Annotated in this window: 17 protein-coding genes and 1 other RNA gene; 9 read left to right on the plus strand and 9 right to left on the minus strand. The window is 44.1% G+C overall.

Features of this window, described 5'->3' with window-relative positions; translation table 11 throughout:
• Positions 1-129: 129 nt before the first annotated feature.
• Positions 130-441, minus strand: coding sequence for an RnfH family protein (locus AB4263_RS00015; RefSeq protein ID WP_010438916.1), 312 nt, complete (start codon positions 439-441; stop codon positions 130-132).
• Between the two features lie 3 nt (positions 442-444).
• Complete coding sequence (locus AB4263_RS00020; protein WP_372097100.1) at positions 445-873, minus strand: SRPBCC family protein; 429 nt, start codon at positions 871-873, stop codon at positions 445-447.
• Positions 874-992: 119 nt separating this feature from the next.
• On the opposite strand from AB4263_RS00020, the gene smpB reads away from it, so the two are divergent.
• The 5 genes from smpB (at position 993) to AB4263_RS00045 (ending at position 5,337) form a co-directional block, all read left to right on the plus strand.
• Positions 993-1,478, plus strand: coding sequence for an SsrA-binding protein SmpB (gene smpB, locus AB4263_RS00025; protein ID WP_004735156.1), 486 nt, complete (start codon positions 993-995; stop codon positions 1,476-1,478).
• A gap of 66 nt (positions 1,479-1,544) precedes the next feature.
• Positions 1,545-1,911, plus strand: a transfer-messenger RNA (tmRNA) gene (gene ssrA / locus AB4263_RS00030).
• A gap of 175 nt (positions 1,912-2,086) precedes the next feature.
• Positions 2,087-2,425, plus strand: a complete 339-nt coding sequence (locus AB4263_RS00035) for an Arm DNA-binding domain-containing protein (protein ID WP_137001232.1) — start codon at positions 2,087-2,089, stop codon at positions 2,423-2,425.
• A gap of 297 nt (positions 2,426-2,722) precedes the next feature.
• Positions 2,723-4,201, plus strand: coding sequence for a putative basic amino acid antiporter YfcC (yfcC, locus tag AB4263_RS00040; RefSeq protein WP_372097140.1), 1,479 nt, complete (start codon positions 2,723-2,725; stop codon positions 4,199-4,201).
• A 128-nt stretch (positions 4,202-4,329) separates the two neighbouring features.
• On the plus strand, positions 4,330-5,337 hold the full coding sequence (locus tag AB4263_RS00045; RefSeq protein ID WP_017059743.1) for a succinylglutamate desuccinylase/aspartoacylase family protein: 1,008 nt from the start codon (positions 4,330-4,332) through the stop codon (positions 5,335-5,337).
• Positions 5,338-5,450: 113 nt separating this feature from the next.
• On the opposite strand, the gene AB4263_RS00050 is transcribed toward AB4263_RS00045, so the two are convergent.
• The 7 genes from AB4263_RS00050 to AB4263_RS00080 all read right to left on the minus strand — a co-directional run bounded on the left by AB4263_RS00050 (position 5,451) and on the right by AB4263_RS00080 (position 15,282).
• Positions 5,451-6,464 carry a multidrug DMT transporter permease gene (locus AB4263_RS00050; protein ID WP_372097102.1) on the minus strand — a complete coding sequence of 338 codons (1,014 nt, stop codon included), beginning with the start codon at positions 6,462-6,464 and terminating at the stop codon, positions 5,451-5,453.
• The gene (locus tag AB4263_RS00055; RefSeq protein ID WP_017059741.1) at positions 6,454-7,518 is read right to left on the minus strand and encodes an HlyD family secretion protein; all 1,065 of its coding nucleotides are present in this window, start codon (positions 7,516-7,518) and stop codon (positions 6,454-6,456) included. Before AB4263_RS00055 ends, AB4263_RS00050 begins: the two co-directional genes overlap by 11 nt.
• A gap of 237 nt (positions 7,519-7,755) precedes the next feature.
• A complete protein-coding gene (locus AB4263_RS00060) occupies positions 7,756-9,636 on the minus strand; it encodes an ATP-dependent zinc protease (RefSeq protein WP_372097104.1) in 1,881 nt (626 codons plus the stop codon).
• Positions 9,637-9,941: 305 nt separating this feature from the next.
• Positions 9,942-10,751, minus strand: coding sequence for a M15 family metallopeptidase (locus tag AB4263_RS00065; RefSeq protein ID WP_372097106.1), 810 nt, complete (start codon positions 10,749-10,751; stop codon positions 9,942-9,944).
• Between the two features lie 81 nt (positions 10,752-10,832).
• A complete protein-coding gene (locus AB4263_RS00070; RefSeq protein ID WP_372097142.1) occupies positions 10,833-11,561 on the minus strand; it encodes a DUF429 domain-containing protein in 729 nt (242 codons plus the stop codon).
• 243 nt (positions 11,562-11,804) lie between these two features.
• Complete coding sequence (locus tag AB4263_RS00075) at positions 11,805-14,699, minus strand: DEAD/DEAH box helicase family protein (protein WP_372097108.1); 2,895 nt, start codon at positions 14,697-14,699, stop codon at positions 11,805-11,807.
• 7 nt (positions 14,700-14,706) lie between these two features.
• Positions 14,707-15,282: a bifunctional 2-polyprenyl-6-hydroxyphenol methylase/3-demethylubiquinol 3-O-methyltransferase UbiG gene (locus tag AB4263_RS00080; protein WP_241910585.1), complete on the minus strand. Its 576-nt coding sequence runs from the start codon at positions 15,280-15,282 to the stop codon at positions 14,707-14,709.
• Between the two features lie 260 nt (positions 15,283-15,542).
• On the opposite strand from AB4263_RS00080, the gene AB4263_RS00085 reads away from it, so the two are divergent.
• The 4 genes from AB4263_RS00085 to AB4263_RS00100 all read left to right on the plus strand — a co-directional run bounded on the left by AB4263_RS00085 (position 15,543) and on the right by AB4263_RS00100 (position 20,966).
• Positions 15,543-16,481 carry a hypothetical protein gene (locus AB4263_RS00085; RefSeq protein ID WP_372097110.1) on the plus strand — a complete coding sequence of 313 codons (939 nt, stop codon included), beginning with the start codon at positions 15,543-15,545 and terminating at the stop codon, positions 16,479-16,481.
• 196 nt (positions 16,482-16,677) lie between these two features.
• A complete protein-coding gene (locus AB4263_RS00090) occupies positions 16,678-17,445 on the plus strand; it encodes a 1-acylglycerol-3-phosphate O-acyltransferase (protein ID WP_372097112.1) in 768 nt (255 codons plus the stop codon).
• A gap of 147 nt (positions 17,446-17,592) precedes the next feature.
• Entirely contained in the window at positions 17,593-18,963 is a 1,371-nt protein-coding gene (locus AB4263_RS00095; RefSeq protein ID WP_372097114.1) for an MBL fold metallo-hydrolase, read from the plus strand.
• 455 nt (positions 18,964-19,418) lie between these two features.
• Positions 19,419-20,966: an alanine/glycine:cation symporter family protein gene (locus tag AB4263_RS00100; protein WP_372097116.1), complete on the plus strand. Its 1,548-nt coding sequence runs from the start codon at positions 19,419-19,421 to the stop codon at positions 20,964-20,966.
• The last annotated feature ends 32 nt before the right edge of the window (positions 20,967-20,998 follow it).

Consider the following 20,998-nt stretch of genomic DNA (forward strand, 5'->3'; position numbering starts at 1 on the left):
ACTATTGGGGGTCAGTTCATGAGCAGGCTTTTTAATATCTGCTAACAAATTAGCTGCGTTGTCTAACCAACAGGCACAAAAAAGCTCGCCAATATAGCGAGCTCTCTTCTTAGTCAAACTTGTTTAGCATTACGATTTAGCTGCGGCCGCTTTTGCTTGTTCAGCACGCTTACGGCGAATTTCTTTTGGATCGGCTAACAGTGCTCGATAAATTTCGATACGATCTTTATCTCGAACGGTTGCATCTAACTTAACGTTGCGGCTGTATACGCCAACTTTATTTTTCGCCAAGTCGATTTCTGGATACAACTCTAAAACACCAGACTGCGCAATAATCTCTTCAACGGTCGCGTTTTTGTTCACCACCAAGGTAAACACACGCTGTTCGTGCGGAAGCGCAAACACAACTTCTACGTGGATCATATCTGATTCAATAGTCATGGCTTAGTAAACCTGTTTCGCTCGTTGAGTAAAAGCACTGACCATATTGCTTGTCAGTTCATTGAAAATCTTGCCAAATGCCATTTCAATCATTCGACTAGAAAATTCAAACTCTAGTTTAAGTTCAACCTTACATGCTTGGTCGTCTAGAGGAGTGAAATACCAGCCCCCCTGCAATTTTTTGAACGGGCCATCCACCAGCTCCATCAAGATCTCAGCGCCATCCGCTAAGCGGTTCGATGTGGTAAATGTTTTGCTGATACCAGCTTTAGAGACATCAACCGAAGCCACCATAGTTGAATCTGAAGATTCGATCACACGAGAACCAGAACATCCTGGCAAAAACTCAGGATAACGAGCAACATCATTGACCAAGCTGAACATCTGGTCGGCACTAAAAGACACTAATGCTGAACGAGTAACCTTTGGCATATAGACTCCTGTTAAAGACAGCGTTACATTAACACAAACTGCAATTTTAATTGTATTGGGCCAGAGCGCAAATAAAAAGGATTCCCCATCTAGGGCGCATTCCGTATAATGAGGCCATTATGGCAAAGAATAAATCAAAATCAAAAGCCGGTAGTAATACCATTGCGCTTAATAAGAAAGCTCGCCACGAATATTTCATCGATGATGAGATAGAAGCGGGGCTTGAGCTACAAGGCTGGGAAGTAAAATCCCTACGTGAAGGCAAAACCAATATCGCAGAAAGCTACGTATACATCCGAGATGGCGAAGCATTCATCAGTGGTATGACGATCACTCCGCTCACTCAAGCGAGTACTCATATCGTGGCGAACCCAACACGTATCCGTAAACTATTAATGTCGAGAAAAGAACTCGACAACCTTATCGGTCGTATTAACCGTGAAGGCATGACGCTTGTCGCAACCGCACTTTACTGGTCTCGCTCTTGGGCGAAGATTAAAGTTGGCGTAGCGAAAGGTAAAAAGCTGCACGATAAACGTACTGATATGAAAGAAAAAGATTGGGCGAGAGATAAAGCACGAATTATGAAGAGTAATTTGCGTTAATTTTAAGCACTTAAACGCACAGTGCTAGACAGGGTAAGCTTTTCTGGTACTATGCAAATAACACTTGGGGCTGATTTAGGATTCGACAGGAATTTTGAAGTCTGAGGTGCATGCCGTGGGGCGGTTGGCCACGTTAAAAGCCGCAAAAAAATAGTCGCAAACGACGAAAACTACGCACTAGCAGCTTAATAACCTGCTCAGAGCTCTCTTACCCTAGCTTCCGCTCGTAAGACGGGGACCAATAAGAGATCAAACCCAAACTAGCTAGCGTGGCTTCTCCCACCTGAGAGGAAAAGCGCGAATTATAATTCAGGTTAGCCTTTAACTAGCGTGTCGGTTCGCAGGTTGCTGGTGAAATTAAAGATCGACTAAGCATGTAGTACCAATGATGAATGATTTTTGGACGCGGGTTCAACTCCCGCCAGCTCCACCAAACGTTTGGAAAAGGCCACCTTCGGGTGGCCTTTTTTGTATTTAATTACATGTACTTACTTATAAAACACCACCTATTCTGCCTCATGATGCTTCATACTATCCCACGTTTTTAGTACCCAACTATTTACCTTATACTCAAATCACCACTTAAATTGGGTACTAAGGGAAACTAAATGCCAAGACGAGTTCCGCCTCTAACTGACGCTAAAGTTAAAAACACTCGAGCAACAGACAAAGAGCAAGTTCTTTCTGATGGGAATGGGTTACAGATCAGAGTATTGCCAAATGGAACTAAATCATGGCGGTACGTTTATACCAATCCAGCTTCAAGAAAGCGCGCTAGTATTTCCTTAGGAACCTATCCAACTACGACGCTCGCAACCGAAAGGATTCTAGTACAGGAACTCAGAGAGCTTGTAGCACAACGTATAGATCCCAAAGCTCACAAACTCCAAGAAAGAAAAAAGGAAGAAGCGAAAACTTTTGAGACAACCTTAGATACAGTCTCATAAGGTATAGTTTTTTATATATCCAGAGTCGCTCTATGAAACTTACCGCACTGCTTAAAAAGCACCTGAGCTAGGACTTTTTACCTCTAAATAAAACCAGGCAATAACAAGTTAAAAATAAAAACCATCATGCCACGCAAAAACAAGAACATAACACCACCAAACAAGCCAAAAACCAACTTAAAATTGACATTATATGCTTAATTAGTGATATTTTATGCCAATCTTAATTATAGCTAAAAACTGACAATGAGCACGACAACCACAACATCGAATACCATCCAAAATAAGACATGGAAAATGCCAGATACTCTGGTGCTAATTTTCTTTATCGCGTTGCTTGCGACAGCAATGACATATGTCATACCTGCAGGCATGTTTGAAACACAAGACATCAGCTATGTTTCTGATGGTGCAGAGAAAACTCGTACCGTTCTAGATCCAGCTTCATTTGCCTATCACACCGACCCCCAAGGCAACCCGATTTACAATACTGTCGGACTATTCGCCAGCGGTGGTGATATCGGCTTAATGAACTTCGTATTTGAAGGTTTAGTGTCTGGATCTAAGTGGGGTTCAGCAATCGGCGTTATCATGTTTATGCTTGTGATTGGCGGTGCTTTCGGCATTGTGATGCGCACAGGTACTATTGATAACGGTATCTTGCGTCTCATAGACAAAACCAAGGGCAGTCAATCTCTTTTCATTCCAGTATTATTTGCACTGTTCTCGCTCGGTGGGGCTGTATTTGGTATGGGTGAAGAAGCCGTCGCCTTTGCCATTATTATCGTGCCGCTAATGGTACGTATTGGCTATGATGGTATTACTACGGTAATGGTGACGTACGTAGCGACTCAGATTGGTTTTGCTGCTTCTTGGATGAACCCATTTTCTGTTGCTGTTGCCCAAGGCATTGCTGGTGTACCTGTCTTATCTGGGGCATCGGTGCGTATCGCTCTATGGGTTTTCTTCACCGCGCTCGGCATCGCTTTTACGATGTGGTATGCGAATTCGGTAAAGAAAGACCCTTCGAAATCTTACAGTAAAGCTGGTGATGTTTACTTCAAGAAGCAACAAGGAGACTTGACTCAATCACGTTGGAATATCGGCGATACGTTGGTGATTCTCACCGTGATAGCGAGCATAACCTGGGTTATTTGGGGTGTAGTGGTTCACGCATGGTACATTCCTGAAATTGCCTCTCAGTTTTTCACTATGGGATTTGTTGCTGGCTTAATCGGTGTTATTTTCCGATTAAATGATATGACCATCAACGACATGGCCGATTCATTTAAGGAAGGCGCAAGTGTGATGCTAGCGCCCGCTATTCTTGTGGGTAGTGCTAAAGGTATCTTGCTGATTTTAGGCGGCGGCAGCGATGCAACCGAGCCAAGCGTACTGAATTCAATCTTAAGCAGTGCGGGCGGTGTGATTAGTGCATTGCCAGAAGCGATGGCTGCTTGGCTGATGTTCGCCTTCCAAGCTATTTTCAACTTCTTTGTAACGTCAGGATCAGGGCAGGCAGCTCTAACGATGCCATTAATGGCGCCACTCGCCGATTTAGCAGGTGTGACTCGTCAAGTCGCGGTTTTAGCATTCCAGCTAGGTGATGGCTTTACCAATATCATCGTCCCAACATCAGCTTCTTTGATGGCAACACTAGGTGTATGCCGCATTGACTGGGGTGATTGGGCAAAATTCTGCTGGCGCTTTATCGTGCTGCTATTCTGCTTGTCGAGCGTTATTATTGTTGCGGCTCACCTGCTGGGTTTTGCATAACAGCGCCTTTCAATATTTACGTGTATCTCAATGGGCAGTTTACTGCCCATTTTTAATCACAGCTTTCAATAACAATCATCCAACACAGACTCAGAATAGATTGTGAACCAGAGACAAAGGAAACTAGTGTGAGAAAAACTACTTATACCAATGATGTTCTAAATGGACACCCTGTAATATCTCAACTCAATGTTGATGACTTACCGATGGGATGCCATCGTTTCTGGTTTGAGGCACAAACTAACGGTGTTGGTCAAAATCATCATTTACCTGTGGTCGTCTATCGCGGTGAGCAAAGTCAAAATGCTCGCAAAATAATGGTAACGGCAGGCGTTCATGGTGATGAATTAAATGGAGTTATTACCGCACAGAAGGTCATTCAAAAGCTCGTAAACGAGGAGATACACGGCACAGTCATCATTATTCCGATGATTAATGTGTCAGGTATGTTGATGCACAGCCGAGATTTTATTTCATCGGATCCGGATGCATCCCCAGCAAACCTTAACCGTATATTCCCTGGAAACCCGAACGGTGATGCCTCACAACGTTTTACACATTCAATTTGGCAGAACCTACTCAGCCATAATGCGGATCTTGCTATCGATCTGCATACCCAAACTCGCGGAGCAGAGTATCCTTTGTATGTCTTTGCCGATTATCGAATCCCCGCAGCAATCAAAATGGCTCGATTGATCAATCCTGACTGTATTTTTGATGATCCAGGTGATGATGGCGTTTTAGAAACGCAGCTCAATAAAAGTGGTACGCCCGCTATCACCGTCGAGGTTGGTTCTGGAAAGGTTTTACAACCCGACCTCATTGAGCGTTCAGTGAATGGCGTGATGAATATCCTGCACTCGGAAAATATCATCTCTACAAAGATAGATCAGCCTCACTATGCCTGCTTTGAAGGCAAAGAAACGGTGACCATTAGAGCCAATGTCGGTGGTTTCGCTCTCCCTCAAGTTAAGGTCAGTGAATCAGTACAATCAAAACAATTGATTTCAATTCAATATGATAGTTTTGGTTCTGAGAAACAACGTTATTACGCCCCTGCTGATGGCTATGTACTCAGTGTCAATCAAGATCCGATGCGTGAACCGGGCGCTTTGTTAGTCAGACTATTGAAGTAACACGTCACTTCATCAAATGGCTCTTTACTGATGGCATTTGAGTCGTTAACCCATATTGTGAAAAGGGGATAACTCGGCAGAGCTATCCCCTTATTATTACTTATAAATATTAATCACTTACTGTGATCGGTATGACTATGATTAGTATTACTGCTGAGAAAGCCCAGTACCAATGCGCCAACCATGACTGCACAAACAATGGCAAATAGACGTGTCATTTGTGCCGAGAGGGACGCAGATCCTGGGTGGCTGATGATCTGATAAGCCAAGGTCGTAAAATTAGTAAACAAGAGCTGATAAATCGTCAGATTCGCCTGCCGCCTGATAGCAAAACACGCAAGTTGCAAACCACACACCAAACTCACGCCATAAATAACCAAGATTGGAGCGCCTGACACCATCATGATCATCACAGGTAACGTAAACAGAATGCCAACGCCAGTGGTGACAAGCTTGTTTCGGCTGAATGTACGGTGGTCGTGATTCGATGGGCTTTTCAACATACTGCCAAGCGTAATCGCAATCAACATCGTTTGTGACACCGAATTTCCTACCAAAATCGCCAGCACAACCACAACCGCGGTCGCTTTAAATGCAACCATGATATAGTCACCAGTAGTGGGCGCATCGGAAACGGCCGCAGTCGGAAGGACATTCACTTCATCCCCCGGGAACAACCAGAACCCCAAGTAAGTGACGATCAAAGCTATCACCAGCTTTTCAAAGAACAATAGGGGCAATCCCGCCATTGGGAGATGCATCTGCTTGTTGACCACCACCATTACGATGACCACGATAATGGTCAGTGTCGCGATGATATCTTTTGTATTCTGATGGCTACGCTGATAACTCCAGAACAGCAATAGCCAGCAATAGAGGACAAAACCGGTTGGCGAGTCGACCAATACACTACCAAAAAACACCACACCAAAGCTGATTAAGATTAATGCAACAATCACCTTTAATATTAAATTAATCGGTGGTTTGGATGGCATCAATGTCATGAACATCACAACAAATATGGGCGACAAAACAGCGAGCATCTGCCCACTTTGTTGATGGTAGAACAATAGCGAAAGCGGCAGTAACACCAATCGAATAATGGAGTTAGCTGAGCTATGAAACATAAGTCCACACGCTTAGAATTCTCATCCAAAGCTGAGCAAGCCACTCACCTGGGGTACTTTGCTCTGTCATGACAGCCACTGTGGCTTGTGAACCAAAACGAATGTTGCTTGGAACCTCACCATGATCAAACACAATATTGACTGGGTAGCGCTGCGCGGCAATAGAATTGGTGTCTGAATTTAAAAAGCCAGTCTCTTGGTCAGTGCTATTGCTGCCACCCGTTCCCCAACCAATGCTATCAACCGTGCCGTATAGCACTCGCCCCGGTAACGCATCCAATACGATCTCAACTCTTTGCCCGACTTGTATATGCTCTAGCGAGTTTTCTCTGTATAACGCAGATATCCACACCTCTCGCGGATCAACAAAGGTCAAAACAGGTGAGCCTGCGGTTGCTCGCTGGCCTACCGTCAGTTGTAGGTTACTCACCACGCCATGAGAAGGAGCCATCACTTGGGTTTTCTGTAAGTTGAGCTGAGCCTGCTCAAGGGCTGCAATCGCCGCCAACACTTGTGGATTATCACTCCCTTCTGGCCCTAACGCTTGTTTTGCCTGAACCAAAGAGGCTTCTGCGGCTTTCAATGACGCTTCAGCACGATCACGATTCTCTATGGCGTTGTCTAATTCAGAGCGGCTAACCAGCCCTTTACTGGCGAGTTCACTCACTCGACTCGCTTGCTCTCGAGAATTATCCCGAGCCGCAACCGCCTCGGTCACTTTCGCTTGTGCAACGTTAACCGCCGCTGTGCTTGCGCCAATATTTTGGCCTACTTGAGCAAGATTCGCTTCAGCGGAACGCAAACTGATCTGATAGTTTCGAGCATCAATTTCAAACAACACTTGGTTCGTTTCAACGACCTGATTATTTTCAGTTTGCACAGACGTGATATTGCCAGAAACTTCAGGAGCAATACGCACAATATAAGAGTGAACACGGGCGATCCCCGTCATTGGTGTGACGCGGTCGGCCCACAAACTGTAAAGCCACACTACTAAAATAACCGAAATAATAATTAAACTAAGCTTACGCGAAGATTTTTCTGCTTTTGACATGCTCTCTCTCTCGATCCGACAGCACGATTTACTCGCCTGCCGAATACGATGTTTTAAAAATTAAAGTGAATTCCACTTCATTGTAGTCTAGTCGATCTGTCTCTTGAGTAAAAACAAACGATTACTTGAAATATTGTCACGGCAACAATTAACAATCAACAAAAAGCCACACATCCCATTAATGAAATGTGTGGCTGTTTAGATCTGTTCTGCTACGAACTTAGATAAGTTTAGGGGTTACTCCATATCACCTAACAAGTAATCTTCATCGCTGCTCACTACTGCGCCGTGCTTCAAGAAGTTCTTACCTAGGATCATGCTGTATTCGAAGCGAGAACGGTCTTGAAGGTTTACCCTCACCTCTTTCTCTAGGTCTCCGAGCTTAACCTTCATTTCTACCACAGGGCGAATGTTCACCTTCTCGCCTTTCTTGGCTTTGATACGCATTACATCAATCACTGGCTTGGTGAAATCTTGCTTATCGCCTTGGTTGTTTTGATAGGTAAAGCTCACCATGTCTTGGCCATCTTTCTTAAATCGTTTGATGTTGACTGCGTTCATTGAGCTTACATCCGCACCAGTGTCGAGCTTGGCCGGGAACTTCATGCCGTTCACTTCTACTACTTCAATATGCCCAACTTTAAACAGTGGTTCGGCTTTCAGAAGGTAATCAGAACGCGTATTAACGTAAACGCCCTCTTTTGCCATCTTCTTGCCTAAAATAAAGTACGCTTCTTTCTCATTTGTATTGAGCACGTCGATGGCGAACTCTTGCGTACGCACTTTTCCAGACACCGCAAACTCACCACTTACAACAGGGCGAGTATCATCCCCGACTTTAAGCTTCTTAATAATTGGCTTGGTCACCTTCTGCTTCTCACCATTTACATCCGTAAGATAAAATTCAACGGAAGCATCTTTGCCTTTACCTGTCATTTCAAAACTGTCGACCTTCAGCAAAGGTGTATTGACAGTGAAAGAAGCCACAGCCTTAAGCGGGAAGTCATCTAGGGTGATGTCCTCTTCCGGCGAGATAATCATAGGCTCACCAGACTCAGCCACATCACTAAAGTTCTCTGAACCTTCTAATAAAATATTCTCAGCACTGGTGTCAATCATGAAGAGTTCGCTGGCGGTGTTGGTTCCAAATCTCAACTGCGACTCACTACTCGAGCGCTCACGTAGGTACACCAGAACGTCTTTAGTCGTGTTTTCATCGAGTTGAACAGGCACATACACCAAAGGTCTCTTCTTACCGCTCACGCTTAACATACGAACCAACGGCAATGTCATCTCTTTTTGCTTGCCGTCGTTGTCGAACATATCAAACGTCACTTCACTGTTCTTCTTATCTATATCGATGTCTTTTGCATGAAGGATGCTGTAGCGATTTTTTAATGAGAAGGTCGCGTTCATCGCCATTCCAGAGATAGACACCACCTCTTTTCGGCCAACAACGGTCGCGTTCTGTTGCTCTTGCAAGTAGTCATAACCTGCAAACACCAATGCGTTATCTGCAAGGAAGGTTTTGCCGATCAATACTGGCGCAGAGAAATGACTTCTGTCGGTCAGGTTAACGTCTGTTTTTAGCTCTTGGTCTGCAATGGTGAGCGACATTTTTACGGTAGGACGAAGTAAAGGCGTACTGCTAGTGCGGCTGCGTATCATGCTGACACGCTCTAAAGGCGCTTCGATTAATACCATGTCTCCCGTGCGTGGGTTTTGGACCTTAAAAGAGACCACAGCTTCATATTTCGCAAAGGTGCTGCCATCCCAATCATCGTAATCAACATCAGAATTGTTCAACAGGTCTTCGGTTAACGCCGCCATCAACTCTTGGTCTTTGAGGTTTTGGTAATCGGGATTAGAGCTCTTCACATGAATGTCTTCAGCATGCATAGAAGTGGTTTCTGCACCGGTATCAATTTTACCAATGAAAGGAACGTCTTTTAGCCCTTGAACGCTAGATAGGTACACGTTCTCAGTACGGCCTAATACCGACTTACCATCGAGTTCGTAAGTAGGATTTTGAGTGGTATGTGAAGTATCAGTAGCCAAAGTGTATTGTGAAAAAAGTAGAGTGCTTAAAAGAGTTAGAGCCAAAGGTATCTTTTTCATTAGTTGGTCCGTTGTGATCAGTTCACTAATAATACTGGCGTTTCAGCGAAGAGTTCCCCCACCAGTAATGGTTCTCACAAAACGTTAACGCTATGAGTTTTTCAATGACAAACCGATGACTTTGCGCTGCATTCGCTTATCGATTATTGACTAATGGATACCCAATAACCTTTTCAATACGTGGTGTTCTATTGGAGAAATGAATACAAAAAAGGCCAACGACAAGCGCTGACCTTAGCGATTCAAAACACACCTGAAGCGAGTTTAACTTGCTAAAACACAAACGGTTCTAGATAAACATAGCACTAAAAAGTCCCGACTGTTTTCTTTGCACAGATAGCTCGAGCTTTTTCTGCGTCCTCACCTTTATTTTTGAGATAGCACTGTCGATAAGATTTGACGTAGCGCTCAAATAACACCTCGGCTTCAGGTTGTGGTTTAGAGAGCAGTTGGTTAACGAACTTTCTTGATCCAACCTCAAAATGCTGAGTATCGATTGGGCTATTCCAATCCCCTCCCCAGATCATAAATCCGTGATGGGCAAACAGCTCCACCACATCTTCAGCCATGCCGCGGCGTTCTATTTCATCACGCGCACGAAAGCGAGTACGGTTCACATAGCTTGTCGCAGATTGTGAAGGCTTTACCGTGATTCTTCCGTTGCTATCGAACTCTAAGAAAGGGTTTTGAACTGGGTTGATGTCTATCGCCACACCATAGGCATGCTTCGACCAACCTCCTCCTCCGGTAATAGGCCGAGCGTTAAACGCGCTGCTGTTGTTCGCATCCATTGAGGCGTTGTCGTCCCCTCTGAATTCACGCATAAGGCGAGCAGAATGAAGAGGAAAATTGCGCTGTTTAAGCTCTGAAAAGATTTGTTCAACAGCAGGCGCAACCACATCAAGCACGATCATATTGCCCTGTCGCGTTTCCCCTTTGAAATTAATGAAATCGAAGTCCACTTTGGATAATCGCTCACAACCAACGGGCGCACCACTACTCAAGACATTGTTCTTTTTCATCATGTCGCATTGCCATTGAGATATAGGGGCAACTTGGGCATAACTCGCAGCACTGAGCACAGTGACCAGCCAGCCGAGAATAAAACGTTTCATATCAAAGACTCAAAAATAGTAAGAGTGAAAAGTAGCAGAGTTGGAAAATAACATATTAAGCCAAGTTGAGCGTACGCTTTGTTAGCGCGTTTTGTCCCAATAGACAATCTCTCGAACTCGTCCGTTCTGGTCGACATCCGCTTCTCCACCAACATCAGAAGGCTCTGGTAAGGTCGATAATTGCGAAGCGTAATAGGCAACCAACATAAGTACGAACGCATCGTAAATATCGTCTATCGCGACGTCTTTGCGTTTAGTATTTGAAATGGCCAACGCCAAGCCTTCACACCATTGAGGGGCGAGTTGCTGAATAATAGAAAGCCGTTCCTCTTTGCCTTCTTGAGTTCGTTTTGAAAACGCTAGCGGTTCACCTTTCAAAGCTGCAAACACCACCTCAGGATGTGATTCCCTGATAGAAAGACTGGGGTGAGATTCAATGAGCTCATCAAGCTCACGGATCTTGGGCACTATTCCCCAAGTCTGTTTAGAAAACTTCTTATCAAGCTGCTCAACATTAGCACTGCACGCCGCAATGTAATCGGTTTGGTAAACCACCTCTCGGCACGGAACAGGAAAAACGGAAGAGCCACGCTTGCTGGTGAGAAAACGCCTTGCCGCTTTATCGCATAAGCGATCTGGAGTCTGTGAATCGCTAAAGCCAATAGGCATGTCGATTAATGTTTTTGATCCCGTAAGATCATCAACCAACTCATCGAGCGTATTTACCACGTTGAACACTGGCTCCTGATTATCAGAGACAATCCAAGCGATCCAACCCGCCTTGCAGCCATCAATTCCGATGTATTTCATTGTTTGTAGAGATGCCTTCAGTCCACCTTCGAATATTTCCACTCAACTCATTCCCGCAATTGCAAAAGCCTTTAGCTTAGAAAACAAAAACTGGAACCTCGTTACGCTGTTTAAGAAAGAGTTCCGCTTATCATTCTTCACTACCCTGAATTTTATATTGTGTAATGGCCGAACAAATACAAACGTCACAATAGATGGCAACGACTAAAGCACAGTTACCGATTACCCATTACCCATTACCCATTACCCAACATCAATAACGCGTTTTAATCTCGCAAAAGTTTTCATGCTCTCATTTGCTTCAATAACTTCGTAATCTGGGTTATTTGCCTTCAGATAATAATTTCCTTGAGAATCTTTTTGAATCACCCGCAGTAGATATTGATTGTCACCGCTCTGATCTTGGATCTCTATAGCCATTGTATTGCCTGTTATAGAGCCGGCAGAAACCGGACTAACCAACTCTAAAAGTAATAGCTGTCCATCCAAAATAGGCGATTTTCCACCATTCATTGAGTTACCAGATGCACGAGCTAAAAAGTGTTTTTGAGGGTCTACGTTATGTAGATCAACTTCCATCAACTCCAAATCATCATGGGTTCCCGTTTTAAAGTGGCCACAGGCAATCTTTAGATTAGGATAATAAGGCAGTTGAATAAGTTGCGCGGAAGATTGATCGCTTTCTAATACTGTCTCTGTATTTTTCCTTCTGTCTGCATATTTTGCTAACTGCAAATCCACTAACTCTTTAACTAAATCTCCTAATGCACTGATGTGATTCGGCTCAATTGGAAAGTTATTTTTAAAACGCCCATCTTCAACGACAAACCATGGAGTGGCATTTTTTCGGTTTCCCCCAATAAATGCATTGATAGGATTACTTTTCCAATACTGCAACCAAGTTGTCGACTCAACATCAAGCATCTGTTGTTTACTCGGTAAATCAGCGTCTCTAATCGAAGGGTAACGCGCCAAGACTTGACCACTTTTCGTTGCAAGATCTTGTAATGTTGGTGGAATTTGAAAACCGTCTAGTTCCAAAAATGCCTCTAACAGAATCGCTTTAAAGCTTTTCGTCATACTCATTTTTTGTATCGCATTCAGCAGGAACGTTTTATGTTCATGAGTCACAGCTTGAATGGCAGGTTCACTAATCTGCTCAGAGACTAATTCAAACCAACTTCCATGTTGCTTATTCACTTTGTTAAAATCGTAACCTGCACGATAAAACTCAACTGCTCTAGGTCTATGCCCTAAATGATTCATTAAATAAACAAACTCTTGGGACGAGGAGTGTCGCAACTGCTTCGATAGCTCTTGCCAGAATTCAGTCACTTCAGGGTCTATAGTGATATAACACCCCTCACCGAGTTCAGGAGATCGCGTTGATGTTGAGAGCTTGCTTAGCGATGAGGTCAAGTCCTGCAAGCCTAATACTTCTTGCTTATTCAAGAATGAACGATGGTTACCAATGAAATCAATGACCACTAAATGAGTCTTGTTAACGTGCCTCCTCAATCCTCTCCCAAGCTGCTGAATAAAGATAATGTTTGACTCGGTTGGCCGTATCATTAACACGGTATCAATTGACGGTAGATCCGTACCCTCATTAAAAAGATCAACCGTAAACAGAACTTGTACTTCACCTTGGTCAAGTAACCGCAACGCTTCATTGCGGCGTACAGAGGATTGACTGTGGACAGAGAGTGCTCTAAACCCTTCTTTCTCAAACGTTAAATTAAATTGCTCAGCCATATAATTAGCGTGAGTGATGGATACACAAAAAGCGAGAGTTCTAGATTGACGTCGCAGCTTCCAGTGTTCAAAAACGTGCTTCGCACGACGAGTCGTGGCAAATTGTGCATCGAGTGCAGAAGGCTCAAACTTACCGTTTCGCCAAGGAATCTCTTGATAATCAACAGAATTATCCCAAATTCCGTAATAGTGAAATGGCACCAAAATTTGGCTATCTATGCCATGAACGAGGTTTCTTTCGAAAACGAGATTATCATGGCAAAGAGATAATATATTGGCTTGGTCAGGCCGCTCTGGCGTTGCAGTCAACCCGAGCAAAAACTTAGGTTCGAAGTGATTCAGTATATTTAAGTAAGTGTTAGCGCTGGCATGATGAAATTCATCTACAACAATATAATCAAAGTAATTTGATGCAAACTTCTCTAAGTGATGCTCTCGGCCAAGGCTTTGTACTGACGCGAAAAGCATCTCTTTGTCCTGATCTTTGACTTTACCATGATAGTAGCCCGCAGACTTTTCTGGCCAAAGCTTAGAATAGGTATGAAAAGCTTGTCTCAGAATCTCTTCCCGATGTGCAACAAACAGAACTCTTTTGGCGTTCATCTGTTGAGCATCAAATGCTGATAACCACGTCTTGCCCATTCCGGTTCCCATAACCACAAGGCCGCGAACGTTCCCTTTGTTGCGACTAGCACTAAGTGCTAGTAATGCCTCAACCTGTGCCGAGTTAGGCGAATATGTTTCTTCATCAGTTAAAGAGCGATCTCCCACGGCTTTTAATTCTGGAGGTTGGCGGCGTTTAATATAGTCACTAATCCACTCATCTGAGATTCGAATAGCAGAAGGGTGGTGAAACAGCTTGTCAAATTGCTCTCTAATTTTGAAAAATTGTTGAGCGGGTTCTGAATCTAAAGGAGGTTGATAATCTAACCTTAAGCACCATTCATAGGCATTGGTTAATGCAGTTCTACTGATATTATTTGAGCCAACAAATGCAGTGCCATTATAGAAGCTCTGCTCCTCATCACTTCTCACAAAAATATAAGATTTGAGGTGAAAACTACGATTATTGGACTCAAAAATCTTAACCTCAACACCGTCATTATTTAGTGATGCGAGCGACCGTAAAGCGATTGGATGAGTAATATGAAGGTAATCGGAGGTTAGAATTCGTAGCTTAAGCGTGGTTCCTGCGCTGCGATGCCTTTCAATAGCTTCATAAATACTTGGAAGCAGTAAATCTAACCCTGATGGTTGTATAAAGGAAACCGCGATTTCAATCTCAGTGGCATAGTTGATGGCATGAACCAACTGGGGAAGCAACGGATCGTCATCCCCTACAGTTAAAAGATCCTGTTTTATGGTTAATGATTGCTTTGGCATAAAAATATTACCCTTTCTTAATCAGCAACGCATTTAGCCAACGTTCTTCGACCCTATCTGGCCGCTGATCACCGGTCTGCCAAACTTCCTTAACCTCCAACTGAGTTCCTTCTAAAACGGTCAGCAAACTGCTTTCCGTCAAATTGGTAAACCGGCGCCCCCCTTTTACGACTTCCTTGTCTCCATACTTAAAAGAACAATAAAACACGGCTTTGGGTTTAAGGTAGGAGGATAAGTGCTCCAGAGTTTCAGGTAGCTCAGATAACGAAACATGCAGCAGAGAAGCACACGCCCAGATACCATCATATTGCGTAGTACTTTCAAAGCGAGTAAACGCACATTGCTGAATCGGAAGCGATGTATGTTGCCTCGCGAGCTCCACAAGTTGCTCGCTGAGATCAAAGGCTGTGACTGCAAACCCTGCTTTGTGAAAATACAAGGTGTCACGACCAGATCCGCAGCCCGCATCAAGAATGCTTGCGCCGTCATTGAGTAACGGTATAAACCTTTGATAAACAGGGGCCATGTCAACCTCAACCGTTCCTGAAAAAAATAGTTCAGCATTCTGATCGTAATAAGTCACGAGTCCACTCTCAGTGTGTCATTTAATTCACCCATTCTAACATATTGAAAAAGAGGAAGTGTTGTTGTGTATCAGCTCGATATTCATCCTTAACAACCTAAGCCCAAATAGCATATTGACCGTCTCTCTCATCACCCTATCAATAACCACTACAAACTAAACTCCGCAGAAAAATGAAACAAACCAGGTGCAAGGTGACACGTGAACAGGGATAATTATTTTGATGCTACCCCAACCTCACCCCCTGCAGAATTAGACTAATGAACACATACTCACATATAGATACCCCGTTCAACCTACGCCACACCTGTTGGTTTTGTGGTGAACCTTCCAATGATGTTGTTGAATTTCCTAAGACAGCGCAAGCTGTTGCCAAGATTGGTCACTCACCGATAGCACTGCCGGCTTGTAATGAGTGTGCGAGAATTAACTACTCAAAGAATCTGACCTCAATTTGGGCTGTGCGCGATCAGATAAAACACGCACTCATCGATAAATACGCAAAGCACTTAGGGATTGGTGAGAACTGGACGGAGCAAGAGCTTATTGATTCAGATTTCTCTGGCTCGACGCTTGGCGGGTTTGGGCGCAGTGCTTGGAAGATGTATCAAATCGCCAAACAACGCGTCGATTATAAAGGCTGGCCTTTGTCGGTTGATGACATCCCACTTGAGGTATACGACGAAACCAGTGGCTTTAAGTTTGACGGTACTCGTTATGCCTCAATCAATTCATGTATCGACTATTTCACCAAGGCAGCAGGCGTAGACAAAGAGCTGTTGTCGCAGCTTGTCGACATCGTTTCATCAGAAAGGTTTAGCTACGCACTGCGAATCACCAAGCTGAACAAGAATGTCTCTAATACCAAGCGCTCGGAGATCGTCGAAGAGGTACTACAACAAGAGTCTGAACAAGAAGAGATACTGCTTGAACAAGCTAATTCAATGTTTAACCCAAACGTCGAAGAGGTGAATATTTCAGGCTCAATAGCGCCTGTATTTGCCATTCAGTGGGCGCTGGCTAACAAGGTTAAAGATTTAGCCCACCTTTGTGCTCTCGAAGATGAGTATTTTGACTATTTCGAGCACCTCGGCGGCCCTGCAGCTTTCATGTCCTATAACGGCCTACAACTCTATTTAGAGTCGCGTCAAGATCCTGAATGGGTAGAAGAGTTGGATCCAAATAAACAGTATTGGTGAACATGCCTCGCTACTGGTGAACACGTGTAAGCTCGATAATCGTGTCAAACACCCATTGTTAGTCCTTGTTTTATATAAAGATCTAAAAACAGAACCCTATAACAGTTAATTGTTGCAATTCGGTTAAATAGAGTGAAAACTTCAAGCATCTAAAACTATTTAATCACTGCCATCTGCGGTGAGTAAGGAGTGAATTGTGCTTGCTGTTCTTCGTATTATTTTGGCTACGGTGTTTATTATTTTCACCACTCTATGTGCTTTTGTTTACTGCTTGTTTAGCCCCAAGAACCCCAAGCATGTGTACGTTTTCTGTCGTTGGTTCAACCAACTCCAAAAGATCATCGGTGTAAAACTGGTGCAACGCGGCCTAGACAATGCCCCGACACCAGAAAACAGCGTCTACATCTCTAACCACCAAAGCATATTGGATTTTGTGACCGATCCAGGAATGCTAAGACCACGCACTGTTTCATTGGGCAAACGCGATTTGTTGTACGTGCCTTTCTTTGGCCTGCTGTATTGGATCACCGGTAACATCATGATTAACCGCGAAGACAAATCCAAAGCACGCGATACCATCAAGCAAGTGGCGGAAGCGATTCATCAGAGAGATCTGTCTGTTTGGGTTTACCCGGAAGGAACCCGTAGTAAAGGGCGTGGACTACTGCCATTCAAAACAGGCGCTTTCCGAATGGCAATTGAAGCTGGTGTGCCTATCACCCCGATGTGTACTAGCACCACGCACAATAAGATCGACTTTAATCGTGCCAATAATGGCATTGTGATCACCGAGATGTTGGAACCTATCGATGTGACTGGCTACAAGATCAGCGACGCTAGAGAACTGGCCAATCGCTGTCACGCACTCATGGCAGAGAAAATAGCAGAGCTTGATGCCGAAGTGGCTCGTTTAGAGGCGCAGCAAAAAACAGAGTTGGATTCAGATCGTTCTTCTACGAACTAACTCGCAACGAAAGCACTGAGTCATCGCTCAGTTACTTAAAAAGACACTCAACGATCGCAACTCTCATTGTTCTTGTTTTACTTGCTGGCGCTTATCCGCAAAATAAAAACAGGCGTTAACGGCTTTATAGATCAATGGGAGCAAACGATGGAAGTGATTCACCATGGTGGCAAACATACTGTCACAGGATCTTGTCACGAGCTAAGAGATTCAGGCCAAGCGGTGCTCATCGATTGTGGCCTTTTTCAAGGTTTAGATCTTCAAGGTAAAAAGCTTCAAGGTGCGGACACTCGCCCTCTTGATATTGAATTTGAAACATCCCACCTCAACGCTCTGCTGCTGACCCATACTCACATTGATCATATTGGCCGATTACCTTGGTTACTCGCCAGTGGGTTTAACCAACCGATTTATTGCACGCAAGCCACCGCTGAACTCGCCCCTTTAATGATTGAGGATGGCTTAAAGCTGCAAGGACTCAGCAATAAACAGTCGAAGCTGATACTCAAAAAGATTCATTCGTTAATTGCTCCCAAGCCTTACGGGGAATGGTTTCCAATCACGTCTAAACAGCAAAACAACGGAAAGGATCATCATAGGCCAAATACTCTGTATGCTCGCTTTCAACCTGCGGGGCACATCTTAGGTTCTGCCTATATCGAGATTAAGTTACCAAGCCAAGAGGTCGTAGTCTTCTCTGGCGACTTAGGCCCAACTAACACACCACTGCTGCCCGATCCTCTGCCACCACAACAAGCCGATTACCTATTTATCGAATCCACTTACGGCACCAGTAAACATGACGATATTGCAACGAGATCGGAGCGCTTGAAGGCGATCATTGATCGTTCGCTGCTTGATGGTGGCGTTATTTTAATTCCGGCTTTTAGCATCGGCAGAACACAAGAACTGCTGTTTGATATCGAAAATCTGATCTTTGAGCATCAACTCAGCAGCGATATTCCTATTATTCTCGACTCACCTATGGCTCAGAAAGTGACGCGTTCATACCGACGCTTTAAAGAGCTCTGGGGACAAGAAGCAAAGCACCGCCTTGAACTGAAACGTCACCCACTCGCTTTTGAACAATGCATTACTGTTGATGGGCATAGAATGCACAAGAAAATCGTCAATCGCCTTAAGTCGACAGGTGAACCCGCAATTGTGGTCGCAGCTTCTGGAATGTGTCAGGGCGGCAGGATAATGAACTACTTATCCGCCTTACTTCCCGATAAACGAACCGATGTGATTTTAGCAGGCTATCAAGCGCACGGGACGCTCGGGCGAGAGCTACAACAAGGAGAAAAACAGGTTTCCATCGATAACCAACACGTTGAGGTGAAGGCTCAGATCCATAGTATGTCTGGCTACTCTGCTCATGCTGATAAAGATGATCTCAATCGATTTATAGAAGAAATAACCGTGCCACCCAAAGAGGTACATTTGATTCACGGCGAGCCAAATACTCAGTCTGAGTTCGCTAAAGAATTACAGGCGCGAGGGTTCGTAGTTGTTTGAAACAGGCATCAAATTAACAACTTTTACTAGGTAGATATTAAGGCCTCAATTATCAAACCTTCAAAAGCCATAGTCTCATAGACCTGCTAGCTCACCTGATGCAGGTGATATATTCCAACCTACTTATCCCACCATCCATATGTCAGCCGTTTATGCTAATCGGCTTTAACCGCTGTTTTGCGCAATTTCGTTTCTTATGCGCACCTCAAGATCCCCTTTCTGTATTAATCACTATTTATTCACTTTTCAAAACACAACAAATAACAACTAGTTGCATATCAGGTTAAATGGAACGATTCTAGAATTAGCACTAAGCATTAACAAACACCCTCTATAACTTGCTTTATGTCACAGTAATCCTAATGCGCAGTTAAATAATTTAACACTCGGGTTACAAGTGAAGTATTGTGTTGTTCGAAAAACAATCATAAGCAAAACTAACAGGGAAAATACTCATGCAGTCATTCGTTGATTTTTTGAATGGAATAATCTGGAGCCCAGTACTTATCTACCTATGTTTAGGTGCAGGTTTGTTCTACTCCATCATGACTCGATTTGTTCAAATCCGTCACTTCTTTGAAATGTGGCGCTTGCTACTATCGGGTAAAAGCTCATCAAAAGGCATCTCGTCTTTCCAAGCTCTAGCCGTTTCGCTATCTGGCCGTGTAGGTACAGGTAACATTGCTGGTGTTGCTGCCGCTATCGGTTTCGGTGGCCCAGGTGCCGTATTCTGGATGTGGGTTGTAGCCTTCTTTGGCGCCGCGACTGCTTATGCAGAATCTACGCTAGCGCAAATCTACAAAGAAGAAGACGAAGGCCAGTTCCGTGGTGGTCCGGCTTACTACATTGAAAAAGCAATGGGTCAGAAGTGGTACGCATGGATCTTCGCAATCGCGACTATTTTTGCATGTGGTATTTTGCTTCCAGGTGTTCAGTCAAACAGTATTGGTAATGCTGTAGAAGCTGCATTTGGTTCAGGTGACATGATTGAAACAGCTGTCGGTACATTCAGTTTCGCTAAAATTTTCACCGGTACTGTTGTTGCTATCATCCTTGCTTTCATCATCTTTGGTGGTGTTAAACGTATTGCGAACTTCACACAGATCGTTGTTCCTTTCATGGCATTGGCTTACATCATCATCGCGTTCGTTATCATTCTGCTAAACATCGGCCAAGTGCCAACGGTTTTCGCAATGATCATTGGCGATGCATTCACACCTATGGCAGGCTTCGGTGCTGCAATTGGTTGGGGTGTTAAGCGTGGTGTTTACTCAAACGAAGCGGGTCAAGGTACAGGTCCTCACGCGGCTGCGGCTGCAAGTGTTGATCACCCAGCTCAGCAAGGTTTGGTACAAGCTTTCTCTATCTACATCGATACTCTTCTAGTATGTTCTGCTACAGCGTTCATGATCATCATCACTGGTGCTTACAACGTTCACGGCGGCGCTGAGGGTGTGTTCCTTGTTCAGAACCTAGCAGCAAACATCGGTGCGAATGGTCCTGTATTTACACAGCTTGCTATTGAAAGTGCACTACCAGGCATTGGTAAGCCATTCATCGCATTTGCTCTGTTCTTCTTCGCATTTACAACGATTCTTGCTTACTACTACATCGCAGAAACGAATATTGCTTACCTACGTCGTACCATCAAGATCCCTGGCATGATGTTCGTACTTAAGCTTGTTCTTATCACTGCCGTTTTCTATGGCACAGTTAAAACAGCGAACCTTGCATGGGCAATGGGTGATGTTGGTGTTGGCTTGATGGCATGGTTAAACATCGTTGGTATTCTGATCATCTTCTTCATGTCTAAGCCTGCGCTTAAAGCTCTAGCTGACTACGAAGAACAGCAGAAACAAGGCGTAACTGAGTACACATTCAACCCTGTAAAACTAGGCATTAAAGGTGCAACTTACTGGGAAGAGAAGTACAAGCGTAAAACAGGCAAGTCTCCAGAAGCAGAAGCTGCAGACACTAAACCTGTAGAGCAACCTTCAGCTTAAGCTTTCCTTAGCAAATAGATCGCTTTAACAAA

This window comes from Vibrio sp. 10N.261.55.C5 (assembly GCF_041470505.1).
GTDB lineage: Bacteria > Pseudomonadota > Gammaproteobacteria > Enterobacterales > Vibrionaceae > Vibrio > Vibrio crassostreae_C.